Source organism: Pontibacter aydingkolensis (assembly GCF_019443125.1).
Lineage (GTDB): Bacteria > Bacteroidota > Bacteroidia > Cytophagales > Hymenobacteraceae > Pontibacter > Pontibacter aydingkolensis.
In genome coordinates this window covers 150581-170598 of record NZ_JAHYXK010000010.1, presented here as the reverse complement: position 1 = coordinate 170598, position 20018 = coordinate 150581, and the positions used below count along the sequence as shown (strand labels likewise).

The window sequence follows — 20018 nt, the reverse complement described above, 5'->3', positions numbered from 1 at the left end:
AACAGGACAAGGCATTGCCGCTCGCGCCATGGGTATATTTTACCAGAGCTGTTAAGCTCTGGCATTAAGATGGGGTAAAGTAAGTATAATTTAAGCAGCCAATTGTGCCACATACTTTACCAGCGAGCGTTTGGCAATAGGAAGCAGCGAATGCTCCAGGGGCACCGGGATTTTTGAAACGATGGCAAATGTAGCAGGGTTGGGCAACTCCTGGCGCTCGCGTAAAAGCCTCACTTTCAAATTCTCATGTGTAATAGCCAGCCCTCGCCGTACTGTTTGCAAATGCTGTGTATTTATGCCGCGGTACTTTTCGTAGGTGTTCTCAAAAACGGTAATGCGGTACATGTATACTTGTGTCTCCTTGCCCGGAAAGGCCTCCAGAAAAAGATAGCCTTCGTTGTGGTAAATAGGCGTAATACCCACGGGGCTTATCTCGAGGTGGCGCTCTACAAAATCGTACAGTTCCTTTCCCGATTCCACTGCCTCGCCAAAGAGTGGGGAAGCGTATTGGATGATCTCCTCGATCTGCTGCATCGTCTCATCATCTGCTACAATCTTCTCATACACCAGCTCCAGTTTCTCAAAATCGGCGCGGCTGATGCGCTGCGGAAATGACTCGTACACCAGTTTTTTGTGCTCTTTAACCTGCAGCAGGTTGCGGTAATGCATGATCAGGTCAGAAAATACGGGGTACAGGCGCTGCTGCCCGAATTCTTCTTTAGCTGCCTGCAGGTAGGCCAGCAGCAGGTATTTTTTATACTCAAAATCTATTAGTCCTTCTGTTAGCCAGTTGATGGGGAGGGTGTTCATAGGCCTTCAACTTTAAGGTTTATCTTTCTGTTTTAACGATAAGTAAACAGGTTCGGGTTTGGTACAACGCCTGTTTTTTTGACCACATGAAACGCTTTGTTTGTAGCAAATCGGTACTTCATCATACTTTACCATTTTTCTGCTGTATAAAAAGAGCTCTCTTTAACAAAAGGGAGCACCTTACGTTAATATGGCAATACTGTAAGAAGAGGCTCCGCAGGTTATTGCGCCATGGGCTTCTATAACATTAAATACTAACTACAAAAATTTATGAACTATACAGAGAACTATGAAGGCATCCGGCTTGATGTGCAGGCCGTGGATATTACCATTTCTGAAGATTTACAGCAGCATGTACGCAGCACGATAGATAAGCTTCGCCGGCACTCCAAAAAGATAGACTCGGTGGATGTATACTTTAAAGAGGAAGCGAACCAGGCCACAGACTCCAAGAAAATAAGTATGCGTGTTGGCATACCCGGCAATGATGTATTCGCAGAAGACCAGGGAGGCAACTGGTATGAGCAACTGAAGAACGTAGAAGATAAACTGGCAAAGCAACTGCAAAAACGCTAAACTGCTAAATTATAAAAAGGCGCTGCCACAGTAGCGCCTTTTTTTGTTTTCTCGATTTCTCTGAGAAATTAATTTATACTATACGAGTGGCTATACAATCTACTTAAACCCTAAAAGCACCGGAAACAGAAACACGACAATAACAGTCCAGATAAAGTAGATGGGCAGGAACCTGGCAATGGAGCTCCCCACATTAGTTGTTTCGGACTTTCCCGTTACCGACCTGAACAGCTCAACAGTTACCAGCACAAGGTTTACAAGTATCAGTATATTGCCGCCCAGCACAGCCAGCCTGTTTGGGGTAATGCCCCATTCTGCAATCCTGAACAGGATGGCCGACAGCGCAATACCATTTACAATTATCGTTACCGCAGATAAAAGGAGAAGAACCCAGTTAGCAGTGGTGCTTTCCTTAGTTTTAGAGCTTTCTGCCACCGAAAAGAAAATGATGGCCATAACCCCGATCAGCAGTAGATTAAAGATGATCAGGAATTCACGATCGTTGTAAGGATCTTTGCCGGAGTAAAGTATGGCAAACAGATAAATTACAAGCATTATTAAAACCAGCGGACTGAAGATTTTGGCTATTACCGGCGATACTTTATTTACCAGCTGCGGATTGGTTTGTGTGAGGTAAGTGCCAACGATAGGCGCTGCTGCCAGTCCAAAAATAGCCACATACTCAAAGTAAAACTGCTCTATCTGAAATCCTATCAGTGAAAAAAGGCCAATCGTGAGCCCGGTCATGATGCCGCCTGCAATCAGGATAAGCGTTGTCATCACGATCAGGTCGCCGTTGTATCGTAAGTAATCAAGGCGTTTGTTCTGGTCCTGAAGGTTATTGCCCACAAATGCAGCGCCTAGTAACACCCACAGCAGCAAAGGCAGATGGATACAGGCAAGTATGAGTGTGTCGCTTGTGGTGGAGACAGGGAGGGCATTGATGTAGATAAGCGAGACGAGAATCACCCCGTATATTACAGCGATATACTTCAGTTGCAGGTTATTTTTCCAGGCAAAGTATGCCATTAAGAGTGGCAGAAAAATAAAGCCGATGTTTCTGGGGTAAAAGAACTCAGCGTCTATCTGGAACATAGCTGGTATTTTGGCAATAGTGCCTGCGATTAGGGCAGTTATTATCAAAAGCAATATCTCTCTGCCGGTGCCCCAGTTAATTTCGTCACTTTCGTAATATAGTCTTTCATTCCAGAAATCAGCGAGTGCGTTTCCTTTAAGCTCCGGGTACAGTGTACTAAACTCCCGCTTAAAAGGTGCTTTGTTACTGCGGTACAGCTTTTCGAGTTGTCCGGGGTTATTTAAATGTGTTAATATTTCATCTTTCATGGCTGATCTGTTTTATCTGAAGAAAGTATACTGCTTACCTTTTTACTGACTGGTATTTACCCAACTCTGGCGTTATTATCTCCGCTAGTTTTACAGCTTGTCAATCATATCGCCAAGGTCACTCACCCCTAATGTGAAAAAGAAAATAGCTACACCCAGGATAAGCTTTACTGCAAGCGGTATCGGGAAACCAGTCTTTTTCCTGAAATAGGCATTAGCAGGCGGTAAATAAATTAAAGAGAGCAGGAGGTAGGCTATACCCGGCACCAGGTGTACCAGAAACATATTTAGCAGGCCCACTATAAGCATAACTATTCCAAATAGCCAGCCGCTTATACTCCAGATATCCAGCCTGTTTTCCATTGCTGTGTTATTTCCCATTATTATTTGCTTTTAAATGTTGGTTATACTTTTGTGCAAGCCTCCTGGCTCCAATGTATATTATGTGTTACTGCCTAACTTCCGGCAAAAGGTGTCCCGAAAATGCCGACTGCCAGTTCTGCCCACATCAGGAATAGCACGAAAAGTAAAACTGCAATCAGGCCGATCCTGTAATTCCAATTCGTGACCTTTCGCATGACAAGTTCACAGAGGAGCCCGGTGCCGAGCAACAGAATACCCATGATCACGAAATCTGCCAGTTCCCAGTCTACTTCATCTGTAAACTGCATGGCTATTAAAGGAATGGATAGTAAAAATGCTACTCCGAGCACAATACCGGTAAGTCTTTTGTTTTGCGTTACCATAATAATAAGGTATAAATTTTTGTATATAATTGATCGTTAGTTGTTTAAAAGCTATTCATCATAAGTTCTATCTTGTCGAACAGTTCACCGACGCCCATTGCCGCCCAGATAATAAAGATGCCCAGAAGAATTTTTAGCAGGCGCAGCTTAGGAATTGTGAAGCCGGCTATTTTCCTGAGGATGTCGTTTACCGGAAGAAAGTAAACGAAGGAGAGCAGAAGTATAAATATCCCGAACCCAGGATCGTTTCCCCAAAATGTGTTTACTACACCAATTGCAAAAGCAATTATACCGAACAGCCAGCTGATGATGTTCAGGGCCATATCGCCGTCATTTACAGCTACATCTTCCTTATATCTTTTTTCGTTTTCCATTATTTTATACTTTAAATTTTATTGTTAATAATCAGATACTGATCATTTTGGCATTTAATCCCACATGGTGCCGTTTAGCCCCAGTACAGTGCCCAGCCACAATATAACAAGGAATACAACCAGGCTGATGCTATAAGCCAGTGCCGTTCTCCAGCCGCCCTGTGCGCGAAGATGATCCATGTTGTAATAGAATAGTCCTCCTAATGCGCCGGCTGCCGGAACCACAAGCAGCGGTTTTATCCACCAAAGTTTTAGCCAGGATGGGTCTGGCTCTCCGGCTCCCACCAGGAAAAATGAGATAAGTATAAGGCCAATTATAGCACCCTGCAGCATGCGTTTGCCAACTGATGCTCCATGTATCGGACGGTGTTGTGAATCGTTTCTTAGTGCCATGCTAGTAGTAGTAATAGTTGTGGATTTAAATGGTAGTGAAGTGTTTATCTCCCTTAGTCAGGGCCATTCATGCTTAGTGCAAAACTTATGGCCACCAGCAAAATATAGACAAGTAAACTCAGGATATTAGGGAAGGTAGTATTCCAGCCACCTTTATAGCAGAACAAGGCCAGCATATAATAAAAAGCACCACCAAGCGCACCAGCCGCAGGAGCAAGTGTAACAGGCAGCAGCCACCAGAATTTGGGGGCACCAGCGTTAGGTTCGCCACCTGGCAGCAGAAAGATAATAACCAGTAGCAAAGCTAAACTTGACCCTTGCAAAGCATGCTGGCCAAGTGGAGCCGGTGGTAGCGGTTTTCGGAGTTGGTCTTGTTCAGTCATGAGCTTTATATGTTTAGCGTACTATTTTATACTTTGGTGTTAAAGTACTTTGAATTACAAAGTGTAGCTGCAAAAAAAATATCAGGTGTCTTTCCTGTTGTTTAAAATAAGTTGTTCCAGTGCATCTAAGTGGCTCGTGAAAGCTTCGCGGCCTTCGTCGGTGGCATGGTAGGTAGTGTTTGGTTTACGGCCAACAAACTGCTTTTCCACGCGCAGGTATTTTGCCTCTTCCAGTGCACGCAGGTGGCTGGCAAGGTTACCGTCTGTTAGCTGCAAGGTTTCTTTCAGGGTGTTAAAGTCTACCTTATCATCCACCATTAGTACCGACATAATGCCCAGCCGTGCCCTGCTTTCAAAGGCCTTATTTATATTTTCAAGATAATCTTTCACGGGTCTGCTAGCGTTCGTACTTATAATACACCAACACACCATATACTATGTGCAGTACACCAAACCCCACCGTCCAGGCAAGTAACCCATAACCCACGAAAAAGCTGGCCACCAAACCAAGTATAATCTCAAGTATTCCCAGGTAACGGATGTCGCTTAAGGTATACTTACTTGCATTTAACAAAGCGCATCCATAAAAAATCAGCATCACAGGGGCCACCAGGTACAGCAGGTCGTGGTAAACAAGTATGGCACAAAAAGCTCCGCCGGCTGCCAGGGGTATAAACAGGTTAACAAGCATCCGTTCGGTTTTGCTGTCCCAAACCCGGTAGCTGTTCTTTTTGGCGTTGCGAGCGGTAAAGTATGTAGCCGAGCAAAAGGCAAGTATAAACACAAGGCCCGCTACCGCAACCAAAAAGAGAATAGCATCCCGGGTAAGGTTAAGGCCCAGCGATTGGTTATAGTTTATATTGTGCGAAACCAGGTACCACTTTACAACAGCTGCCCCTAAAAGAGCCGATACACCGGCTGCCACTCCTGAAAGTCCGCTAAGCGAAATAAACCGGGAAGAGCGATCCATGATCTTACGGATCTCGTGCAGGTCTGCTAACTGGTCTTGCTGTTGGTTCATGTTAAAGTACTTTGAATTTCAAAGTTAATACTGCTTTACGTAAAGTCAAGTTAAAAGGTATAAATATTTTACAAAGCTCATATTTATATTTTTGTAAACCGTAAACCTCACCAATTGAGTTTACCAGTTTAAAAGTATAACCTATGAGTAACACATACTATAAAAGCAAAACTGTATTGATTACCGGTGGCGCACAAGGCATTGGCCTGGGCATGGCTGAGGCGTTTACCCGCGAAGGAGCAGCAGTTATCATAACCGATGTAGACCAGGAAGCAGGAAAAGAAGCAGTAAAAAGGCTACAGCAAGGGAAAGGGAATATTGAGTTTATACTTTGCGATGTAAGTGCCGAACATGAAGTTGTGGCGCTGATGGAAAAGGTGGGGGAGAAGTATGGGCTGCTGGATGTACTGGTAAATAACGCAGGTATCGCCGATCCTTTTATGGGTAACCTGCAGGAAATGCTTATGTCTGAGTTCGATAAGATAATGGCCGTAAACCTGCGCGGCCCGGTGATGTGCGCCAAGTATAGTCTGCCGCTTCTTAAAAAGTCAGGATATCCGGTCATTCTTAACATCAGCAGTACCAGGGCGTTTATGTCGGAGCCCAATACATTTGCCTACTCAGCCTCTAAAGGAGGACTCGAAGCATTAACGCACTCGCTGGCCATTAGCCTTGCAGTAGACAGGATACGAGTAAACGCCATTGCACCCGGCTGGATAGAAACAGGTGACTGGCAGAAAAAAAGCCAGAAGTATAAACCGCAGCACAGCAAAGAAGATAAAGAGCAGCACCCCGTTGGCCGCGTGGGAACTCCTGAAGATATCGCCGAGGCTGCGTTGTACCTGTGCTCTGCTAAAGCAGGTTTTATTACCGGCCAAAGTATAACCATAGACGGCGGCATGACTGTGAAGATGATTTATAAGTGATTAATTGCTGTTGTTAGTTGTTGCTTGTTAAATGGGTGGATGGTTTTTTGTTAATGGTTGATCGTTGATTGTTATTCGAATGTAGAGATGCAATACTTTGCGTCTTTTTCTTAAATGTATAGAAGGCTTGCTCAAAGACCTCATAGTGTTTTAAAAACCTGTGAGTGTCTGTGCCCGTGGCCTTTGCTTCGCTTAGACAAGACGCTCACAGGTCTGGAGGACGCTGTGAGGTCATCTCAGCGCATCCTAAAGTATGGATTTATACTTTGCAGAAGTTGAAAGTATGGCTCATGGAAGTCTGAAGACCTCCCATTATGCAGAGTCACAAGTCACCGCTATTGCTAAAGACTTGCGCCAGAAACTTTAATAATTCAACAATCAACAATTCAACCATTAAGCAAGCAACAATTAGCAACCACCAATTAGCAACCACCAATCAAAACCACAACCAAGTGCGGCTACAATCGGTAAATACATAGGCAAAAAGTATAGCCTATGGTTAAAGTATCCGATAATCCGCAGTTGATCTACGTTACCAACCCCATGTGCGTCTGGTGCTATGGTTTCACAGCAGTGGTGCGCCGCCTGCAGGCTTTATGGCAAGGCAGATTAAGAGTGCAGGTGCTGTTCGGCGATTTGCATGCCTATACTAATTCTCCTTTGCAGCAGTCAGAGAAAGACCAATTAGCAGTTAGCTGGCACCAGGTACAGGAAAGAACTTACCTCCCTTTTGATTACCGGTTTTTCAGGCAAGAGAATTTTGTTTATAATACAGAACCGGCCTGCAGGGCAATGCTATGTGTACGTTTACTGCGGCCTGTGCTAACCCTGGAAGTATTGCGCGCTATGCACTCCGCATTTTATGCAGATGGCATGGACATTCGAAACCCGGCAGTTCTTGCCAGAATAGTAGGTATGTTTGGGATCTCTGAAAATCTTTTCCTTACCCTTTTCGAGTCCGAAGAGATTATACAGCAAATGGAAGATGAATTTGGTTATGTGGACGATATTGGAGCAGATGCCTTTCCTAGTATCTTCCTGCTAAGCAACCATGGGGTAGAGCAAATAGCTAAAGGCTACACCGAACTGCACGAGCTGGAGCAGCGCATTTTGCAGGTGCTGGAGCATGCCTGATAAAAAAGAATTTATTCCTGTCCTTTTCCAGTCTTAGATTATCCTTATACATGATGTTGCATATAAGCTTGACAGACAGGGTTATACTTACCTGTTGTGATGGTTTGTCTGTTCGTTTTAGCACACTTCTTTCCTGTAAATGATTTCTGTATTTTTTGTCTGAATATTCAAATGTTTGTATATTTAGCAGCAAGAGCTCTTTTGTGCTGTAACAGAGCTAAACCTTATGAGAAGCAAGACAACAACAAACCAAGTAGACGAGTATCTCGAAAACCTGACTCCTGAGAAACAACAATTGGCGAACGAAGTACGCCGTATCATTCAAGCTTCTGTGGCGCACCTGGAGGAATGCGTACGCTGGGATTGTGCCTGCTACTTTTTTTACGGCCCGGTTTGCTATTTCGCCTCATCGCGCAGCGGCATCCATTTTGGCTTTTTTAGGGGTAAAGAGCTCTCTGATCCGCACCGCAGGCTGGTAAGCCGCAACGGGCAGAATCCGCATGTTAAAATCCGTACGCTGGAAGATATAGATGAGAACTATTTTGTTGAGCTGATACGCGAGGCAGTGCACCTGAACCAGAACTAGGCAGGAGGCTCGCAGCCTTCAAAACTGCATACTTCGCCGGGTACTTCCAGCTCAATTGTTACATGGCTGATGCCTATGTCTGCCATTTCTTTTCGGATTGCCTGTTTTAGTGCGCTGGTTTGCTCAGGCGATATAGTATGCGGAACCACAGCATGCACGCTCATAATGTTGTAAGTGCCGTCCATTGTCCAGATGTGCAGGTCGTGTACCGATGCAATATGCAGCATGGCTTTCAGTTTTGCTTTCACATTTTCAGTACTGATATTAGCTGGTGTACCCTGTAAAAGTATTTTTATACTTTGACGCAGGTTGCGCACTACATTGTATAGCACAAACACTGTAATGCCCAGCGAAAGCAGCGGGTCAATCACTGGCCAGTCAAAAAAGTATAATATAATACCACCTATCAGCACGGCTACCCAACCCAGCACATCTTCCATCAGGTGCAGGCGCACCACTTTTTCGTTTATCGATTCTCCTCCTTTTAAGCGTAGCACCGCAGCACCGTTCACAACCACACCTAGTACAGCAAAGCCCATCATCCCGACTGCGTTTACAGGCTCGGGGTTCCAGATGCGGGGAATGGCCTCGGTAAGTATAATGATAGAGCCTACCAGAAGTACAACCGAGTTTATGACAGCGCCCAGCAGCGAAAAGCGTTTGTAGCCAAAGGTAAATTTAGCGTCGCTCTGCCGCTTAGCAACTTTTTCAAAGTACCAGGCCAGGCCCAGCGAAAGCGAGTCGCCCAGGTCGTGCAGGGCATCCGATAGTATGGCTACGCTGTTTATCCAGAGGCCGCCGATAAGCTCGATAACAGTAAAACTGAGGTTAAGGAAAAATGCTACCTTAATGTTATCGCCGGCTTGATGGTGGTGATGCCCGTGTCCATGCCCCTCTTCGTGCTTATGTATGTTGCTGTTTGCCATTGTATACTTGAAACGAGTGTGGCTAAATTTTGATACCTTCGTAAACTTACCGGTAGCCAGATTGTTCGGTCTTTGGGGATTGCTATATATCTTGCAGCTGTTAAAGTAATTGATACACCGGAGCAAATCCACCCTGCCTGTGCTGCTAATACTGTATTTATGAGAATTTTACTTGTTGAGGACGAACCAAAGGTAGCCGCCTTTATTAAAAAAGGGCTGGAAGAGCAATCCTATGATGTAGATCAGGCTTACGACGGCACGTTTGGCATAAAAATGGCGCTTCAAAATGAGTACGATATCATTTTGCTGGACGTAATATTGCCTCACATGAACGGCCTGGAAGTGTGCCGGGAAATACGGAAGCATAACAGCACTGTGGCCATTATCATGTTAACGGCTTTGGGCAGCACCGACGATAAAATTACCGGGCTGGATGCCGGTGCAGACGATTACCTGACCAAACCTTTTGAGTTTAAGGAGCTGCTGGCACGCCTCAGGGCCCTGACCCGCCGCGGTTCTGAGAATAGCTCTGGCGAAAAGCTGAGCATAGCCGACCTGGAACTGGATGTGTCGAAGAAAACAGTGAACCGAGGTGGTAAGCCTATCAACCTTACAGCCCGGGAGTTTGCCCTGTTATACTACCTGCTACGCAACCAGGGCAAAGTAGTATCCAGGGTAGATATAACCGAACAGGTATGGGAGACATCCTTTGATACGGGCAGCAATGTAATAGATGTGTACATTAACTTCTTGCGAAAAAAGATAGACAAAGGATACGATAACAAGCTGATCCATACTTTGGTAGGTATGGGATATGTGCTAAAAGAGCAGGAGTAATGCATGAAAATAAGGTATAAGCTTTCGCTGCAGTTCACCAGTATATTTGCCCTGATACTGATCTTTTTCTCGCTGGTAATCTACTATTTTACCTCTATTTACCGGCAAGAGGATTTTTATAAGCGCATACACCGGCGTGCGCTTATTACAGCAAAGTATATACTTGATTCTGATAAAATGAGCCCGGCGGAGCGCCGGCAGAGCCAGATAAACTATTACCAGGAATTGCCTTACGAGGCGGTGCGCGTGTATAACAGCAACGGCGATTTATACTTTGCCGAAGGCGACGGCGAAGTAGGCATTAACCCGAAAGTGCTAAGTCGGATTAAGCAGCAGAAGATAGTAGAGTATGAGCAAGGTGTACGGCAGGTTGTAGGTATCTATCATACGGCACAGGCTAGTGGTTTCTATGTGCTGGCCTCTTCAGTGGATGCCTATAGTCTACGTAAATTGCAACACCTCAAAGTGATCCTGATTGTAGGGTTTCTGGGGTCCATGGTGATTGTGATAATAGCCGGATGGGGATTTTCACAACAAGCCCTGAAGCCGATTACTAAGGTTGTAAGTGAGGTAGAAAAAATAAGTGCCAGTGACCTGCACATGCGCCTGAGCAATGCCGATGGAAAAGACGAGATATCCCATCTTGCCCAGACCTTCAATAAAATGCTGGACAGGTTAGAGCTATCCTTCGAAATGCAGAGCACTTTTGTGTCCAGCGCCTCCCATGAGCTGCGAACACCCCTTACAGCCATGATAGGAGAACTGGAAGTTGCCCTGATGAAGCCGCGCGAACCGGAAGAGTATGCACGTGTGCTGCGATCAACCTTAGAGGACGCCCGCCTGCTTACCGAACTCTCGAATGGCCTGCTGCAGATCGCGCAGGCAAGCTTGGACCCCTCCAAGATAAAGCTATCCTACCTTCGGTTTGACGAACTGGTCTGGACAGCCCATGACCAGGTACTTAAGCGTTTGCCTGATGCCCACATAAGTATAAACTTTGCCAATTTTCCGGATGATGAGGACCGACTGATGGTAAAAGGCAACGAAGCGCTTTTGCTTATAGCCGTGGTAAACGTACTGGAAAACGCCATTAAATTTACACCTACAGGCCAAACGGTTAATGCCCTGATCATACTTCGTGACAGCGAAGTGATATTGGAGGTAACCGACCAGGGACTAGGTATTAAAGAGGAAGACCTGAAACATGTATTTGTGCCGTTTTTCAGGGCAGAGAACGTTAGAAATATAACCGGACATGGCATAGGCCTGCCTTTGGCCGAGCGCATACTTAAACTACATAAAGGCCAGATCGTAGTAGATTCCATCCTTGACAAAGGCACAAAGGTTACCATCAAATTACCACAGGCTTACATGTTTATTCCGGCAGTTCCCTGATTTTAATCTGTTTTTAATGTCTTTTTAATTCGCCCTTAATCTCACGGTTATACCTTTGTACCTACATTAAATAAAGTGTGCTCTTATTCTTTCTGTTAGGGTAATCCCACTTTTAAATAGCGTGCAACTTAAACGTATGAATTCAAAAAGATCTACAAATTACATGGCCACGCTAGGTAAGGATATACCTGCAGGACTTGTTGTGTTTTTAGTGGCTTTGCCACTGTGCCTTGGCATCTCTCTTGCCTCTGGGGCGCCACTTTTCTCAGGTATTTTAACTGGTATTGTCGGGGGGGTAATTGTGGCTCTGCTAAGCGGCTCGCAATTAAGCGTTAGTGGTCCGGCGGCTGGCCTTACCGTTATTGTTCTTAATGGTATCGAAACACTGCAAAGCTTTGAGGGTTTTTTACTTGCCGTTGTGCTGGCTGGCTTTTTACAGTTGGTACTGGGCTTTATCAAAGCAGGCGTTATCGGCCTGTACTTTCCGTCATCTGTCATCAAAGGTATGCTTGCCGCGATTGGTCTTATACTTATCCTGAAGCAGATACCTCACTTTATGGGCGCCGACGATGATTTCTTCGGTGAGATGACCTTTATTCAGCCGGATGGCAGAACTACTTTCTCTGAGTTGTTTCATGCTTTTACAGCGATCAATCTTGGTGCCCTGATCGTGGGCATAGTTTCGTTAACTATACTTATCGTATGGGACACAGCGTGGCTTAAGCGTTACAAGTTCTTTAAGCTGGTGCCTGGCGCCCTTATTGTGGTAGTGTTGTCTATTGCCATGAATGAGATGTTTAAGAGCATGGCACCTGGCCTGGCCATCTCATCGTCGCACCTGGTGTCGCTGCCCGTAATCGGCAGTATTACGGATATGGGCAACGAACTCCGTTTGCCAGACTTCTCCATGCTTACCAACCCTCAGGTGTATGTGGTGGCTATTACCATTGCCATTGTAGCCAGCCTTGAGACACTGCTTAGCGTAGAGGCTGTCGATAAACTTGACCCACACAAGCGTCGCACACCAAATAACCGTGAGTTAAAGGCACAGGGTGTAGGTAATATTTTGAGCGGTATGATCGGTGGTTTACCTATGACAGCCGTAATCGTGCGCAGTTCAGCGAACATTGCAGCAGGTGGTGTAACCAAGATGTCGGCTTTTGTGCATGGTATTTTCCTGTTGTTGTCAGTGCTGTTCCTAGCTAACTTTCTTAACCTGATTCCGCTTTCAGCGCTGGCTGCTGTATTACTTGTTATAGGTTTTAAGCTAACAAAGCCAAGCCTGTACAAGTCGCAGCTCAAGATCGGTTCTGAGCAGTTCATTCCATTTGTAGTTACTATTCTTGCTATCCTGTTCACTGACCTCTTGGTAGGTATCTGTATTGGTCTGGCTGTTGGTATATTCTATATCCTGAAGGCTAACTATAAATCGCCATACTTTTACCACAAAGAAGAGCAGCAGGACAGAGAGATTATCCGCATTAAACTAAGTGAGCACGTCTCCTTCCTGAACAAGGCCAGTATTGTTCTTACTCTGGAACACATGCCGAATAACAGCCATGTGATCATCGATGGCGAAAACTCTGAGTACATAGATTATGATGTACTGGAGGCGATACAGGCTTTCAGAAAAACAGCACACGAAAGAAATATTACAGTAGAGGTGCTTAATGTACCGGAAGTATCTGTAATGGATATGCACTAACTCTAAAATGTATTGCGGCTGCCCGACAGCTAGTTCATTACTGTTTTTAACTAAAAAGCCCCTGTTTTCAGGGGCTTTTTAGTTAACTGACAATTAGTGCTACCAGAAAAGATAGCTAAGCATCAGGTTAAAGTGAGAGTTGCGGCGCTGTATACCAACTAATGGACCCTCATCGTCAATTTTTTTAAGGCCGCCGTTATAGCGAAGTTCAATACCGATATTATTCGATGCCCTGAATCCGATGCCAGCTACATAACTGAAGTCTATAGTATAAGGATTATCGGTAATATCAGTTTCAACGGTTGTGGTAGTGCTGTTTGTAGTAGTCTCGCTTATGCGCTTTGCACTTGAGATAAACGATGCCTGAGGCCCTAAATCAATAAACATACCGCCTGCAGATAAATGCAGCATTACCGGAACATCTACATAATTCAATCTGTAAATGTTGTTTATTTCCGTATTTCCGGTTTTGTTTTCAATCTTTGCGCCTTTAGAAGTATAAAGCGCCTCTACCTGCACCCCTACAAGATCAGTGATATGCTGCTGCAGCATTACACCTGCCGTGTATCCTAATCTGTAGTCGTAATTCTTGGCGTCATCGCCTTTAAATGTAGCATAAGTAGCACCTGCTTTCACACCCAGCTGCTGGCCAAAGCCAGTAGAACTTACCAGTGCAAATGCAACTAAGAATAATAGTTTCTTCATAAACGGGTTTAAATATCTTTTAGGGTTTTCTTAAAGTGCAAATGTAAAAAAAGCTAACCGGTTCAGAATCATTTAAACATAAAAAACCCCGCTGCTTTTGCAGCGGGGTTTCCTTGTGGAGTTACATCCACTATCCTAAGTAGGAGTTACCAATGGTAACCGCGGGAAAACGGCTGCCTGTTGGTGTCTCTACCACTCATAGTCTCTTCTCGAAGATGATCCGTAAGAGTAGGGAGGTCCGCTATAGGTGTTTCCGTACGAAGAGGAGCTTCTCCCATATCTGTTGTAATCGCTGTCATGCTCACGGTCGCGCATTTCGTCCATTCTTCTTCTGCGCTCGGCTTCATCATCACCAAACCATGATTTTATCTCATCGCCTGCTCTGTCGAAGAAACCACGCTCATGTCTGTCTCTGTCATAGTCTGAACTATGGCGGTCTCTGTCGTAAGACGACGAAGAGCCATAGCCGCTGCCGTAATTAGAGCCTGATCCGTATCCGGATGAGCCATAGTTAGAAGACGATCCATAACCAGATGATCCGTATCGAGATCCTGAACCGTAACCAGAACCATAGGTATTATAGTTGCGGTTTCTGTAGTCATCTCTGTCATTATCATCTGTTGCTCTGTCCCAGGCATTAGATACGCGGTTCTTGGTGCGCTCCCAGGTATTCTCTATACGGTCGCCGGCGCGATCCCAGGAATCACGTCCAGAGCGGTCTCTGTCGGAACTGCCGCTGCTGTAACGGCTGCTGCCATATCCAGATGATCCGGAACCATATCCTGATCCATAAGAAGAGCCGGAACCATATTGTGATGAGCCATACGATGATGGGCTGGAGCCATAGCCAGAACTTCCGTATCCGGAAGAGCCTGATCCATAGTTAGATGATCCTGAACCATAGTTAGACGAGCCAGCAGAACGACCATAGTTTGATGTGTTACCGTAACCGGAGTTTGCATAAGAATCTCTTCCTGAGCCTAGATCACCGGTTCTGTAGTTAGAGCTACCATAGCTGCGGCTGCGAGGTGAGCTGTCAAAATCACTTGATGAATAGTTTCTGCCTGAGCTTCTTGTCTCAGACCTATAATTGTCGTTGTACGGGTTGTAGCCCGAGTTCTCATAGCTTCTCATAGTTGTTTTTTTATGGTTAAACTTAAAAATTCTACTTACGTGGCATTTATGAAGTGCCGCGACGTGCTTTTTTACGGAGGTAATTCCGTTTAGTTATCAATGCATTAGCTTACTTGTGTTTTAAAATCAGCGATTGCCTCTTCTAAAACTACTTCATTAAATATGCTCACATGTCTTTTGCAGGCAATGGTTGGACCTAACCAGACTCGTGCTTCTCACGATTTTGGACTTTTCTTCTTTGGTATAATATCAAGCTATATGTTGACTTGTCTGTGTTTAGCTCTGTTTCAGTAGATTTGGATGAACTATTATTGTACTTTATTTGATTGTGTAATATGCTTAAATTGTAATGATTACAGCTCGGTGTGTTTTGTAATTCTTATTTTAATTGTAAGTTTACGCCGTGCAACATTAGCCTGTTGCAAGGTGAGATTAGTAAGGTAAAACTACCTGCTTATGCCACCGCCAAAGGAAAATTGAGTTAACTTTTAGTCAAAATATTCATGAAATTGAAAACAATGCTTGCTTCATTGGCAGCCATATGTATGCTTACGGCATGCGAAGATCTTTTTGAGGATGGAAGCATGCAGGCAGATGGTTCAAAGCCAAGCCTTACGATTAATAATCCTTCTAATAACCAGTCTATTTCAACTACACAAGGCCTGCGCGTTAATGTAACGGTTGTAGATAAGGATTTAGTTAAAGACCTTCAGTTTACGGTTAAAGGAGTTAATTCAGAGACGGCCCTAGTTACGTTCTCAAAGTTTCCGGAAAGGAATGTGGTAGAGTTTGATACTACCATTGCCCTTAATAATGTATCTCCGGGCGAGTATAAATTGCAGGTAGCCGCAACAGACAAGCGCACTAACCTGGAGCAAAAAGAGGTACTGTTTACTGTAAAGTAAGTTAAAGGTATACAAAAGTATAAGGGCACCGTGAGGTGCCCCTTTGCTGTTTTAGCATATGCTGTATACTTTAAAACTGGTAAACTACCTGCCACTGCTCGTTAAAGCTTAGTGCGGCATCAAACGGTTCTCCTGTCTTTTCAGAAATAAACCCTTTTATCTTAGGTGTTTTGCCTTTTAAGAGAAGCGCTGCTATCTGTTTATCACTAAGCTCTTTTCCACCTTTTTGGAAGGGTACCAATAGCTGGCAGCCCTCTTTAAACCTGCTGCAGCCATAAGCTGCCTTGCCTTTAAGCAAGCGTCCCTGTTTGCAGCGGGGGCACTGCGCAAACGGATCTGTCTCGGCGGCCTTCTCAATTTTGCTTAACATCGGTTGCATTTTGGCGTCAAGGGTAAGTATGGCATCGTAGCTTTCGCCTTGCTCATTTTTAAAGCCTTTTATCACAGGAGTTTTGCCTTTGCTTAACAGGGCCTGCACCTGCTTCTCTGTTAAGGCCTTACCCTGTTGTTCTATAGGAATCAGAAAACGGCAGCCTTCTTTAAACCGGATACAACCAAATGCCTTGGAGCCCTTAAGTATATGGCCTTCTTTACAGGCCGGGCAATACCCTAAACCTTTTGTGGCTGTCTGTTCTTTTTTAGGAGTGGCTGTAGTGGCCTTTTTCTTTGCAGCGGCTGGTTTGGCCTCTTCCTGTGCTGGTTCCAGCGTTACAGTGGCTTTGTCATACTTTACTTCCTGCACAAGGCTGATAACAAAATCCTGCAGTTCCTTTAAGAAATCCTCTGCCTTAAACTCGCCACCCTCTATCTGCCGCAGTTTGCGTTCCCATTGCCCGGTCATCTCTGCCGACTTCAGTGTCTGGTTCCGGATAACGCCGATCAGGTCTATGCCCATTTGGGTAGGGATGATCTTCTTCTTCTCTTTCCGGATGTACTGGCGTTTGAAGAGGGTTTCGATGATGGCGGCGCGGGTAGATGGCCTTCCGATGCCGTTTTCCTTTAATGCCTCTTTTAGCTCATCGTTATCTACTTGCTTGCCGGCTGTTTCCATGGCGCGTAGCAGCGTAGCCTCGGTATACTCTTTAGGCGGATTGGTCATCTTTTTGTCGAGCAGGGGTGCGTGAGGGCCGTGTTCACCTTTGTCAAAGTGAGGCAAAACGCCGGTTGCTTCTTCCTCGTCTTTATTCTCGCCTTCCTTGCCTGTTGTGTCGGCTTTTACATCTTCGGCACCATACAGTACACGCCAACCCGGTTCCAGTATCTGCTTGCCTCTTACCCTAAAAGAATAACCCGCCGACTCTGCCATAACTGTCGTGTTGCTTACGATACAATCCGGATAAAAAGCAGCTAAAAAACGGCGGGTGATAATGTCATATACATCCGCCTCACGGCCATACAAGCCACCTGCTGCGGCACCTGTAGGTATAATGGCATGGTGGTCGGTTACTTTATTGTTGTTAAAGACCTTTTTTGTTTTCCGGATCTTGGATTGTAAAAGTGGCTCTACTTCCTGTCTGTAATTGCTCAGACCCTGTAGTATACCAGGAATTTTAGGGTAAATATCGTCTGGAAGAAAGGTGGTATCCACACGTGGATATGATACCACTTTTTTCTCGTACAGGCTCTGAACTGTTTTCAAAGTCTCATCGGCAGATAAACTTAGCTTGTTGTTACACTCTATTTGCAATGAGGTCAGGTCGAATAGCTTTGGCGAAGATTCTGTACCTTTTTTTGTCTCGACGTCTGTAATGGTCAGTTCCGCTTCTTTGATCGCCTCCATTATCTTCTGTGCCTCTTCCTCTTTCTGAAAACGGCCGTTGGTGCTGGAGAAAGTGGTGTCGCGGTAAACGGTTTTAAGCTCCCAGAAAGGCTGCGGCACAAAGTTGGCAATCTCGTGGTGGCGGTTCACGATCATGGCCAGGGTAGGGGTTTGCACCCTGCCAATGGAAAGTGTCTGACGGCTGCCGTTGGCATACTTCAGTGTAAACAGGCGTGTGGCATTAAGGCCTAGCAGCCAATCGCCGATGGCGCGGCTTTTACCCGCCTGGTAAAGCGAATCGAAATCAGATCCAGGTTTAAGTTTGGCGAATCCCTGTCGGATAGCGTCTTCGGTGAGTGAAGATATCCAAAGGCGTTTGAAAGGTTTTTTATACTTTGCCTCAGTTAATACCCAACGCTGAATCACTTCACCTTCCTGGCCGGCGTCACCGCAGTTTATCACTTCCTCTGCCTTGTCCAGTAACTGCTGAATGATCCTGAATTGCTTTTGCACTCCGGCATCTTTCATCAGCTTTATGCCGTAACGCTCCGGGAGCATGGGCAGGTCGTAGAGGCTCCAGCGCTTCCACTCGGGGCGGTAGTCGTCGGGTTCGCGTAAAGTGCAAAAGTGCCCAAAGGTCCAGGTTACCTGATAGCCGTTGCCTTCGTAATAACCGTCTTTTTTGGTTTTGGCACCAATTACCATGGCTATTTCACGGGCAACACTCGGTTTCTCAGCAATACAAACTTTCAAGCGAATAGGGATTTAGTTATCTTAACAGATGTCAAATTTAACCTTTTATGGCGTTATTTCCGAAGGTTTTTAAGGATCAGAAGTGGGGTGTTTATTCGTTATTGATTGTTGAAGTGTTGGTGATTAAATTGTTGAATTGTTAAATGGTAATTCGTTGGTCGAATACTTTGTCTTTCTTTCCGCTGATGATAAAGACCTCGCAGCGTCCGGAGGTCCTGCGAGCGTCTGAGATAAAGGCTTTGGATCGTGGGGTGGGTTATTGCTTTGTAACAGGCAGGTTAGACGCTCGCAGGTCATAAAGACGCCGCGAGGTCTTTGTCATTTATCCTTATACATATACAAGGCGTAACATTATTAAGACGTAATAGTATTACGTTTTGCAATCCGAACAACAATCAACTAATAACCAGGATCATAAAAGATGCAGGCCGGAAAAATAATTGTTATCATAGGTATCATTGTTGTTGTTATCGGTCTGCTAGTATGGCTGGCCGGCGATAAGTTTAGCTGGTTTGGGCATTTGCCCGGCGACATCAGAGTAGAGCGGAAGAACATGCGTTTCTTTGCACCTATTACAAGTATGATCTTGCTAAGTATACTACTGTCTATACTCTTGTGGCTGTTCCGCAAATTCTTTTGATCAGATTTAAACCAGGCTATACTTTTAGTATATTTGGCACTCTAAAGCACCTGCTCTAAAGTTTGGTGTTATAATGATCCCAGAGTCCTGCTACATGTTTTTTATACTTTCAAAAACCCTTCATTTCCTGCTGATGCCCATTATCTGGGTGGTGGTATTGTTACTTTTAGCGGTGTTTCTGAAATCACCAAAATGGAAACGTAATTCACTGCTGAGTGCGCTGGGTTTGTTACTGTTATTTTCTAATCCGCTTATCTCAAACGAAGCATGGCGAGCCTGGGAGATAGAAGCAAAGCCTATCAGCGAAGTAGACAACTATGATGTAGCTGTTATACTTACAGGGGTTACCTCGTACCGCGAAGATGTTCCAGACCGCATTCATACTTCCAAAGGCTCTGACCGCTTTCTGCACCCTTTACAACTGTATAGGATGGGAAAGATCGATAAGATCCTTATAACTGGTGGAAGTGGCTATGTGCTGGCAGACAGGATTCCGGAAGCAGAGCAAATCGAAAAAATACTGTTGATGGCAGGTGTGGCTGAAGAAGATATCTTAACCGAAAGCAACAGCCGCAACACCCGCGAAAATGCCACGAATACAGCGGCCTTTTTACAAAAGCACCCCGGTTTTAATAAGGTTTTATTGGTAACCTCAGCTTTCCATATGCGGCGGGCAGCTGCCTGTTTTGAGAAGGCAGGGGTAAAGGCCGATAGTTTTACAGCCGATTTCTATGGGTACGAACGCCGCTTTACACCCGATGAGCTTATCATTCCAAACGCATCAGCCTTTAACACCTGGCATGTACTCATACACGAAGTGGCAGGCTACCTGATCTATAAGTTGTTGGGGTATTGCTAGACCGGTGATTAAGGAGATTAGGATAGATTAAATATGATTTTTTGGATGATTGTTCTTTTAGATTAAGCTGCGGGATTTATAGCAAGTACGTTTAAAGCAGCTTTGGC

The 20018-nt window shown here is 45.0% G+C and carries 23 protein-coding genes; 10 read left to right on the top strand and 13 right to left on the bottom strand.

The features are described 5' to 3' along the window. Positions 1 to 90: 90 nt before the first annotated feature. A complete protein-coding gene (locus K0O23_RS13425) occupies positions 91 to 810 on the bottom strand; it encodes a hypothetical protein (protein WP_219877939.1) in 720 nt (239 codons plus the stop codon). Positions 811 to 1080: 270 nt separating this feature from the next. On the opposite strand from K0O23_RS13425, the gene hpf reads away from it, so the two are divergent. Next, a complete protein-coding gene (hpf, locus tag K0O23_RS13420; RefSeq protein WP_219877938.1) occupies positions 1081 to 1386 on the top strand; it encodes a ribosome hibernation-promoting factor, HPF/YfiA family in 306 nt (101 codons plus the stop codon). Positions 1387 to 1485: 99 nt separating this feature from the next. On the opposite strand, the gene K0O23_RS13415 is transcribed toward hpf, so the two are convergent. From K0O23_RS13415 to K0O23_RS13380, 8 genes are all read right to left on the bottom strand, one after another. Continuing rightward, positions 1486 to 2730, bottom strand: a complete 1245-nt coding sequence (locus tag K0O23_RS13415) for a DUF4153 domain-containing protein (protein ID WP_219877937.1) — start codon at positions 2728 to 2730, stop codon at positions 1486 to 1488. Positions 2731 to 2820: 90 nt separating this feature from the next. Continuing rightward, positions 2821 to 3111 carry a hypothetical protein gene (locus K0O23_RS13410; protein WP_246597096.1) on the bottom strand — a complete coding sequence of 97 codons (291 nt, stop codon included), beginning with the start codon at positions 3109 to 3111 and terminating at the stop codon, positions 2821 to 2823. Positions 3112 to 3185: 74 nt separating this feature from the next. After that, entirely contained in the window at positions 3186 to 3476 is a 291-nt protein-coding gene (locus K0O23_RS13405) for a hypothetical protein (RefSeq protein WP_219877936.1), read from the bottom strand. 44 nt (positions 3477 to 3520) lie between these two features. Beyond that, on the bottom strand, positions 3521 to 3850 hold the full coding sequence (locus K0O23_RS13400) for a hypothetical protein (RefSeq protein ID WP_246597095.1): 330 nt from the start codon (positions 3848 to 3850) through the stop codon (positions 3521 to 3523). A 54-nt stretch (positions 3851 to 3904) separates the two neighbouring features. After that, positions 3905 to 4243, bottom strand: coding sequence for a potassium transporter KefB (locus K0O23_RS13395; RefSeq protein WP_219877935.1), 339 nt, complete (start codon positions 4241 to 4243; stop codon positions 3905 to 3907). Between the two features lie 53 nt (positions 4244 to 4296). Beyond that, positions 4297 to 4626, bottom strand: a complete 330-nt coding sequence (locus tag K0O23_RS13390; protein WP_219877934.1) for a hypothetical protein — start codon at positions 4624 to 4626, stop codon at positions 4297 to 4299. Positions 4627 to 4707: 81 nt separating this feature from the next. Further along, the gene (locus K0O23_RS13385; RefSeq protein WP_219877933.1) at positions 4708 to 5016 is read right to left on the bottom strand and encodes a winged helix-turn-helix domain-containing protein; all 309 of its coding nucleotides are present in this window, start codon (positions 5014 to 5016) and stop codon (positions 4708 to 4710) included. 7 nt (positions 5017 to 5023) lie between these two features. Beyond that, positions 5024 to 5647, bottom strand: coding sequence for a hypothetical protein (locus K0O23_RS13380; RefSeq protein ID WP_219877932.1), 624 nt, complete (start codon positions 5645 to 5647; stop codon positions 5024 to 5026). A 143-nt stretch (positions 5648 to 5790) separates the two neighbouring features. On the opposite strand from K0O23_RS13380, the gene K0O23_RS13375 reads away from it, so the two are divergent. The 3 genes from K0O23_RS13375 to K0O23_RS13365 all read left to right on the top strand — a co-directional run bounded on the left by K0O23_RS13375 (position 5791) and on the right by K0O23_RS13365 (position 8293). Continuing rightward, positions 5791 to 6573 (top strand): SDR family NAD(P)-dependent oxidoreductase, encoded by a 783-nt coding sequence (locus K0O23_RS13375; protein ID WP_219877931.1) that lies wholly within the window; start codon positions 5791 to 5793, stop codon positions 6571 to 6573. A 495-nt stretch (positions 6574 to 7068) separates the two neighbouring features. Then, positions 7069 to 7707: a DsbA family protein gene (locus K0O23_RS13370; RefSeq protein ID WP_219877930.1), complete on the top strand. Its 639-nt coding sequence runs from the start codon at positions 7069 to 7071 to the stop codon at positions 7705 to 7707. 226 nt (positions 7708 to 7933) lie between these two features. Continuing rightward, the gene (locus tag K0O23_RS13365) at positions 7934 to 8293 is read left to right on the top strand and encodes a DUF1801 domain-containing protein (RefSeq protein ID WP_219877929.1); all 360 of its coding nucleotides are present in this window, start codon (positions 7934 to 7936) and stop codon (positions 8291 to 8293) included. Here K0O23_RS13365 and K0O23_RS13360 read toward each other — a convergent pair. After that, positions 8290 to 9219 carry a cation diffusion facilitator family transporter gene (locus K0O23_RS13360; protein ID WP_219877928.1) on the bottom strand — a complete coding sequence of 310 codons (930 nt, stop codon included), beginning with the start codon at positions 9217 to 9219 and terminating at the stop codon, positions 8290 to 8292. The genes K0O23_RS13365 and K0O23_RS13360 overlap by 4 nt on opposite strands. A 159-nt stretch (positions 9220 to 9378) precedes the next feature. Between K0O23_RS13360 and K0O23_RS13355 the strand changes: the two genes are divergently transcribed. The 3 genes from K0O23_RS13355 to K0O23_RS13345 all read left to right on the top strand — a co-directional run bounded on the left by K0O23_RS13355 (position 9379) and on the right by K0O23_RS13345 (position 13156). Then, positions 9379 to 10056, top strand: coding sequence for a response regulator transcription factor (locus K0O23_RS13355; protein ID WP_219877927.1), 678 nt, complete (start codon positions 9379 to 9381; stop codon positions 10054 to 10056). A 3-nt stretch (positions 10057 to 10059) separates the two neighbouring features. Then, entirely contained in the window at positions 10060 to 11451 is a 1392-nt protein-coding gene (locus tag K0O23_RS13350) for a HAMP domain-containing sensor histidine kinase (protein WP_219877926.1), read from the top strand. A 136-nt stretch (positions 11452 to 11587) separates the two neighbouring features. Then, a complete protein-coding gene (locus K0O23_RS13345) occupies positions 11588 to 13156 on the top strand; it encodes a SulP family inorganic anion transporter (RefSeq protein WP_219877925.1) in 1569 nt (522 codons plus the stop codon). A 99-nt stretch (positions 13157 to 13255) separates the two neighbouring features. Here the strand turns inward: K0O23_RS13345 and K0O23_RS13340 are convergent, their stop codons facing one another. Both K0O23_RS13340 and K0O23_RS13335 read right to left on the bottom strand, forming a co-directional pair. After that, positions 13256 to 13861, bottom strand: a complete 606-nt coding sequence (locus K0O23_RS13340) for a porin family protein (RefSeq protein ID WP_219877924.1) — start codon at positions 13859 to 13861, stop codon at positions 13256 to 13258. A 189-nt stretch (positions 13862 to 14050) separates the two neighbouring features. Continuing rightward, positions 14051 to 14995 (bottom strand): SWFGD domain-containing protein, encoded by a 945-nt coding sequence (locus tag K0O23_RS13335; protein WP_219877923.1) that lies wholly within the window; start codon positions 14993 to 14995, stop codon positions 14051 to 14053. Between the two features lie 503 nt (positions 14996 to 15498). Here K0O23_RS13335 and K0O23_RS13330 point away from each other — a divergent pair. After that, positions 15499 to 15900 carry an Ig-like domain-containing protein gene (locus K0O23_RS13330; protein WP_246597094.1) on the top strand — a complete coding sequence of 134 codons (402 nt, stop codon included), beginning with the start codon at positions 15499 to 15501 and terminating at the stop codon, positions 15898 to 15900. A gap of 70 nt (positions 15901 to 15970) precedes the next feature. Here K0O23_RS13330 and K0O23_RS13325 read toward each other — a convergent pair whose 3' ends face one another. Continuing rightward, positions 15971 to 18412, bottom strand: a complete 2442-nt coding sequence (locus tag K0O23_RS13325) for a type IA DNA topoisomerase (protein WP_219877922.1) — start codon at positions 18410 to 18412, stop codon at positions 15971 to 15973. 421 nt (positions 18413 to 18833) lie between these two features. On the opposite strand from K0O23_RS13325, the gene K0O23_RS13320 reads away from it, so the two are divergent. Beyond that, positions 18834 to 19052 carry a DUF2905 domain-containing protein gene (locus tag K0O23_RS13320; protein WP_219877921.1) on the top strand — a complete coding sequence of 73 codons (219 nt, stop codon included), beginning with the start codon at positions 18834 to 18836 and terminating at the stop codon, positions 19050 to 19052. A gap of 73 nt (positions 19053 to 19125) precedes the next feature. Beyond that, positions 19126 to 19911 (top strand): YdcF family protein, encoded by a 786-nt coding sequence (locus K0O23_RS13315; protein ID WP_246597093.1) that lies wholly within the window; start codon positions 19126 to 19128, stop codon positions 19909 to 19911. Positions 19912 to 20018: the final 107 nt, after the last annotated feature.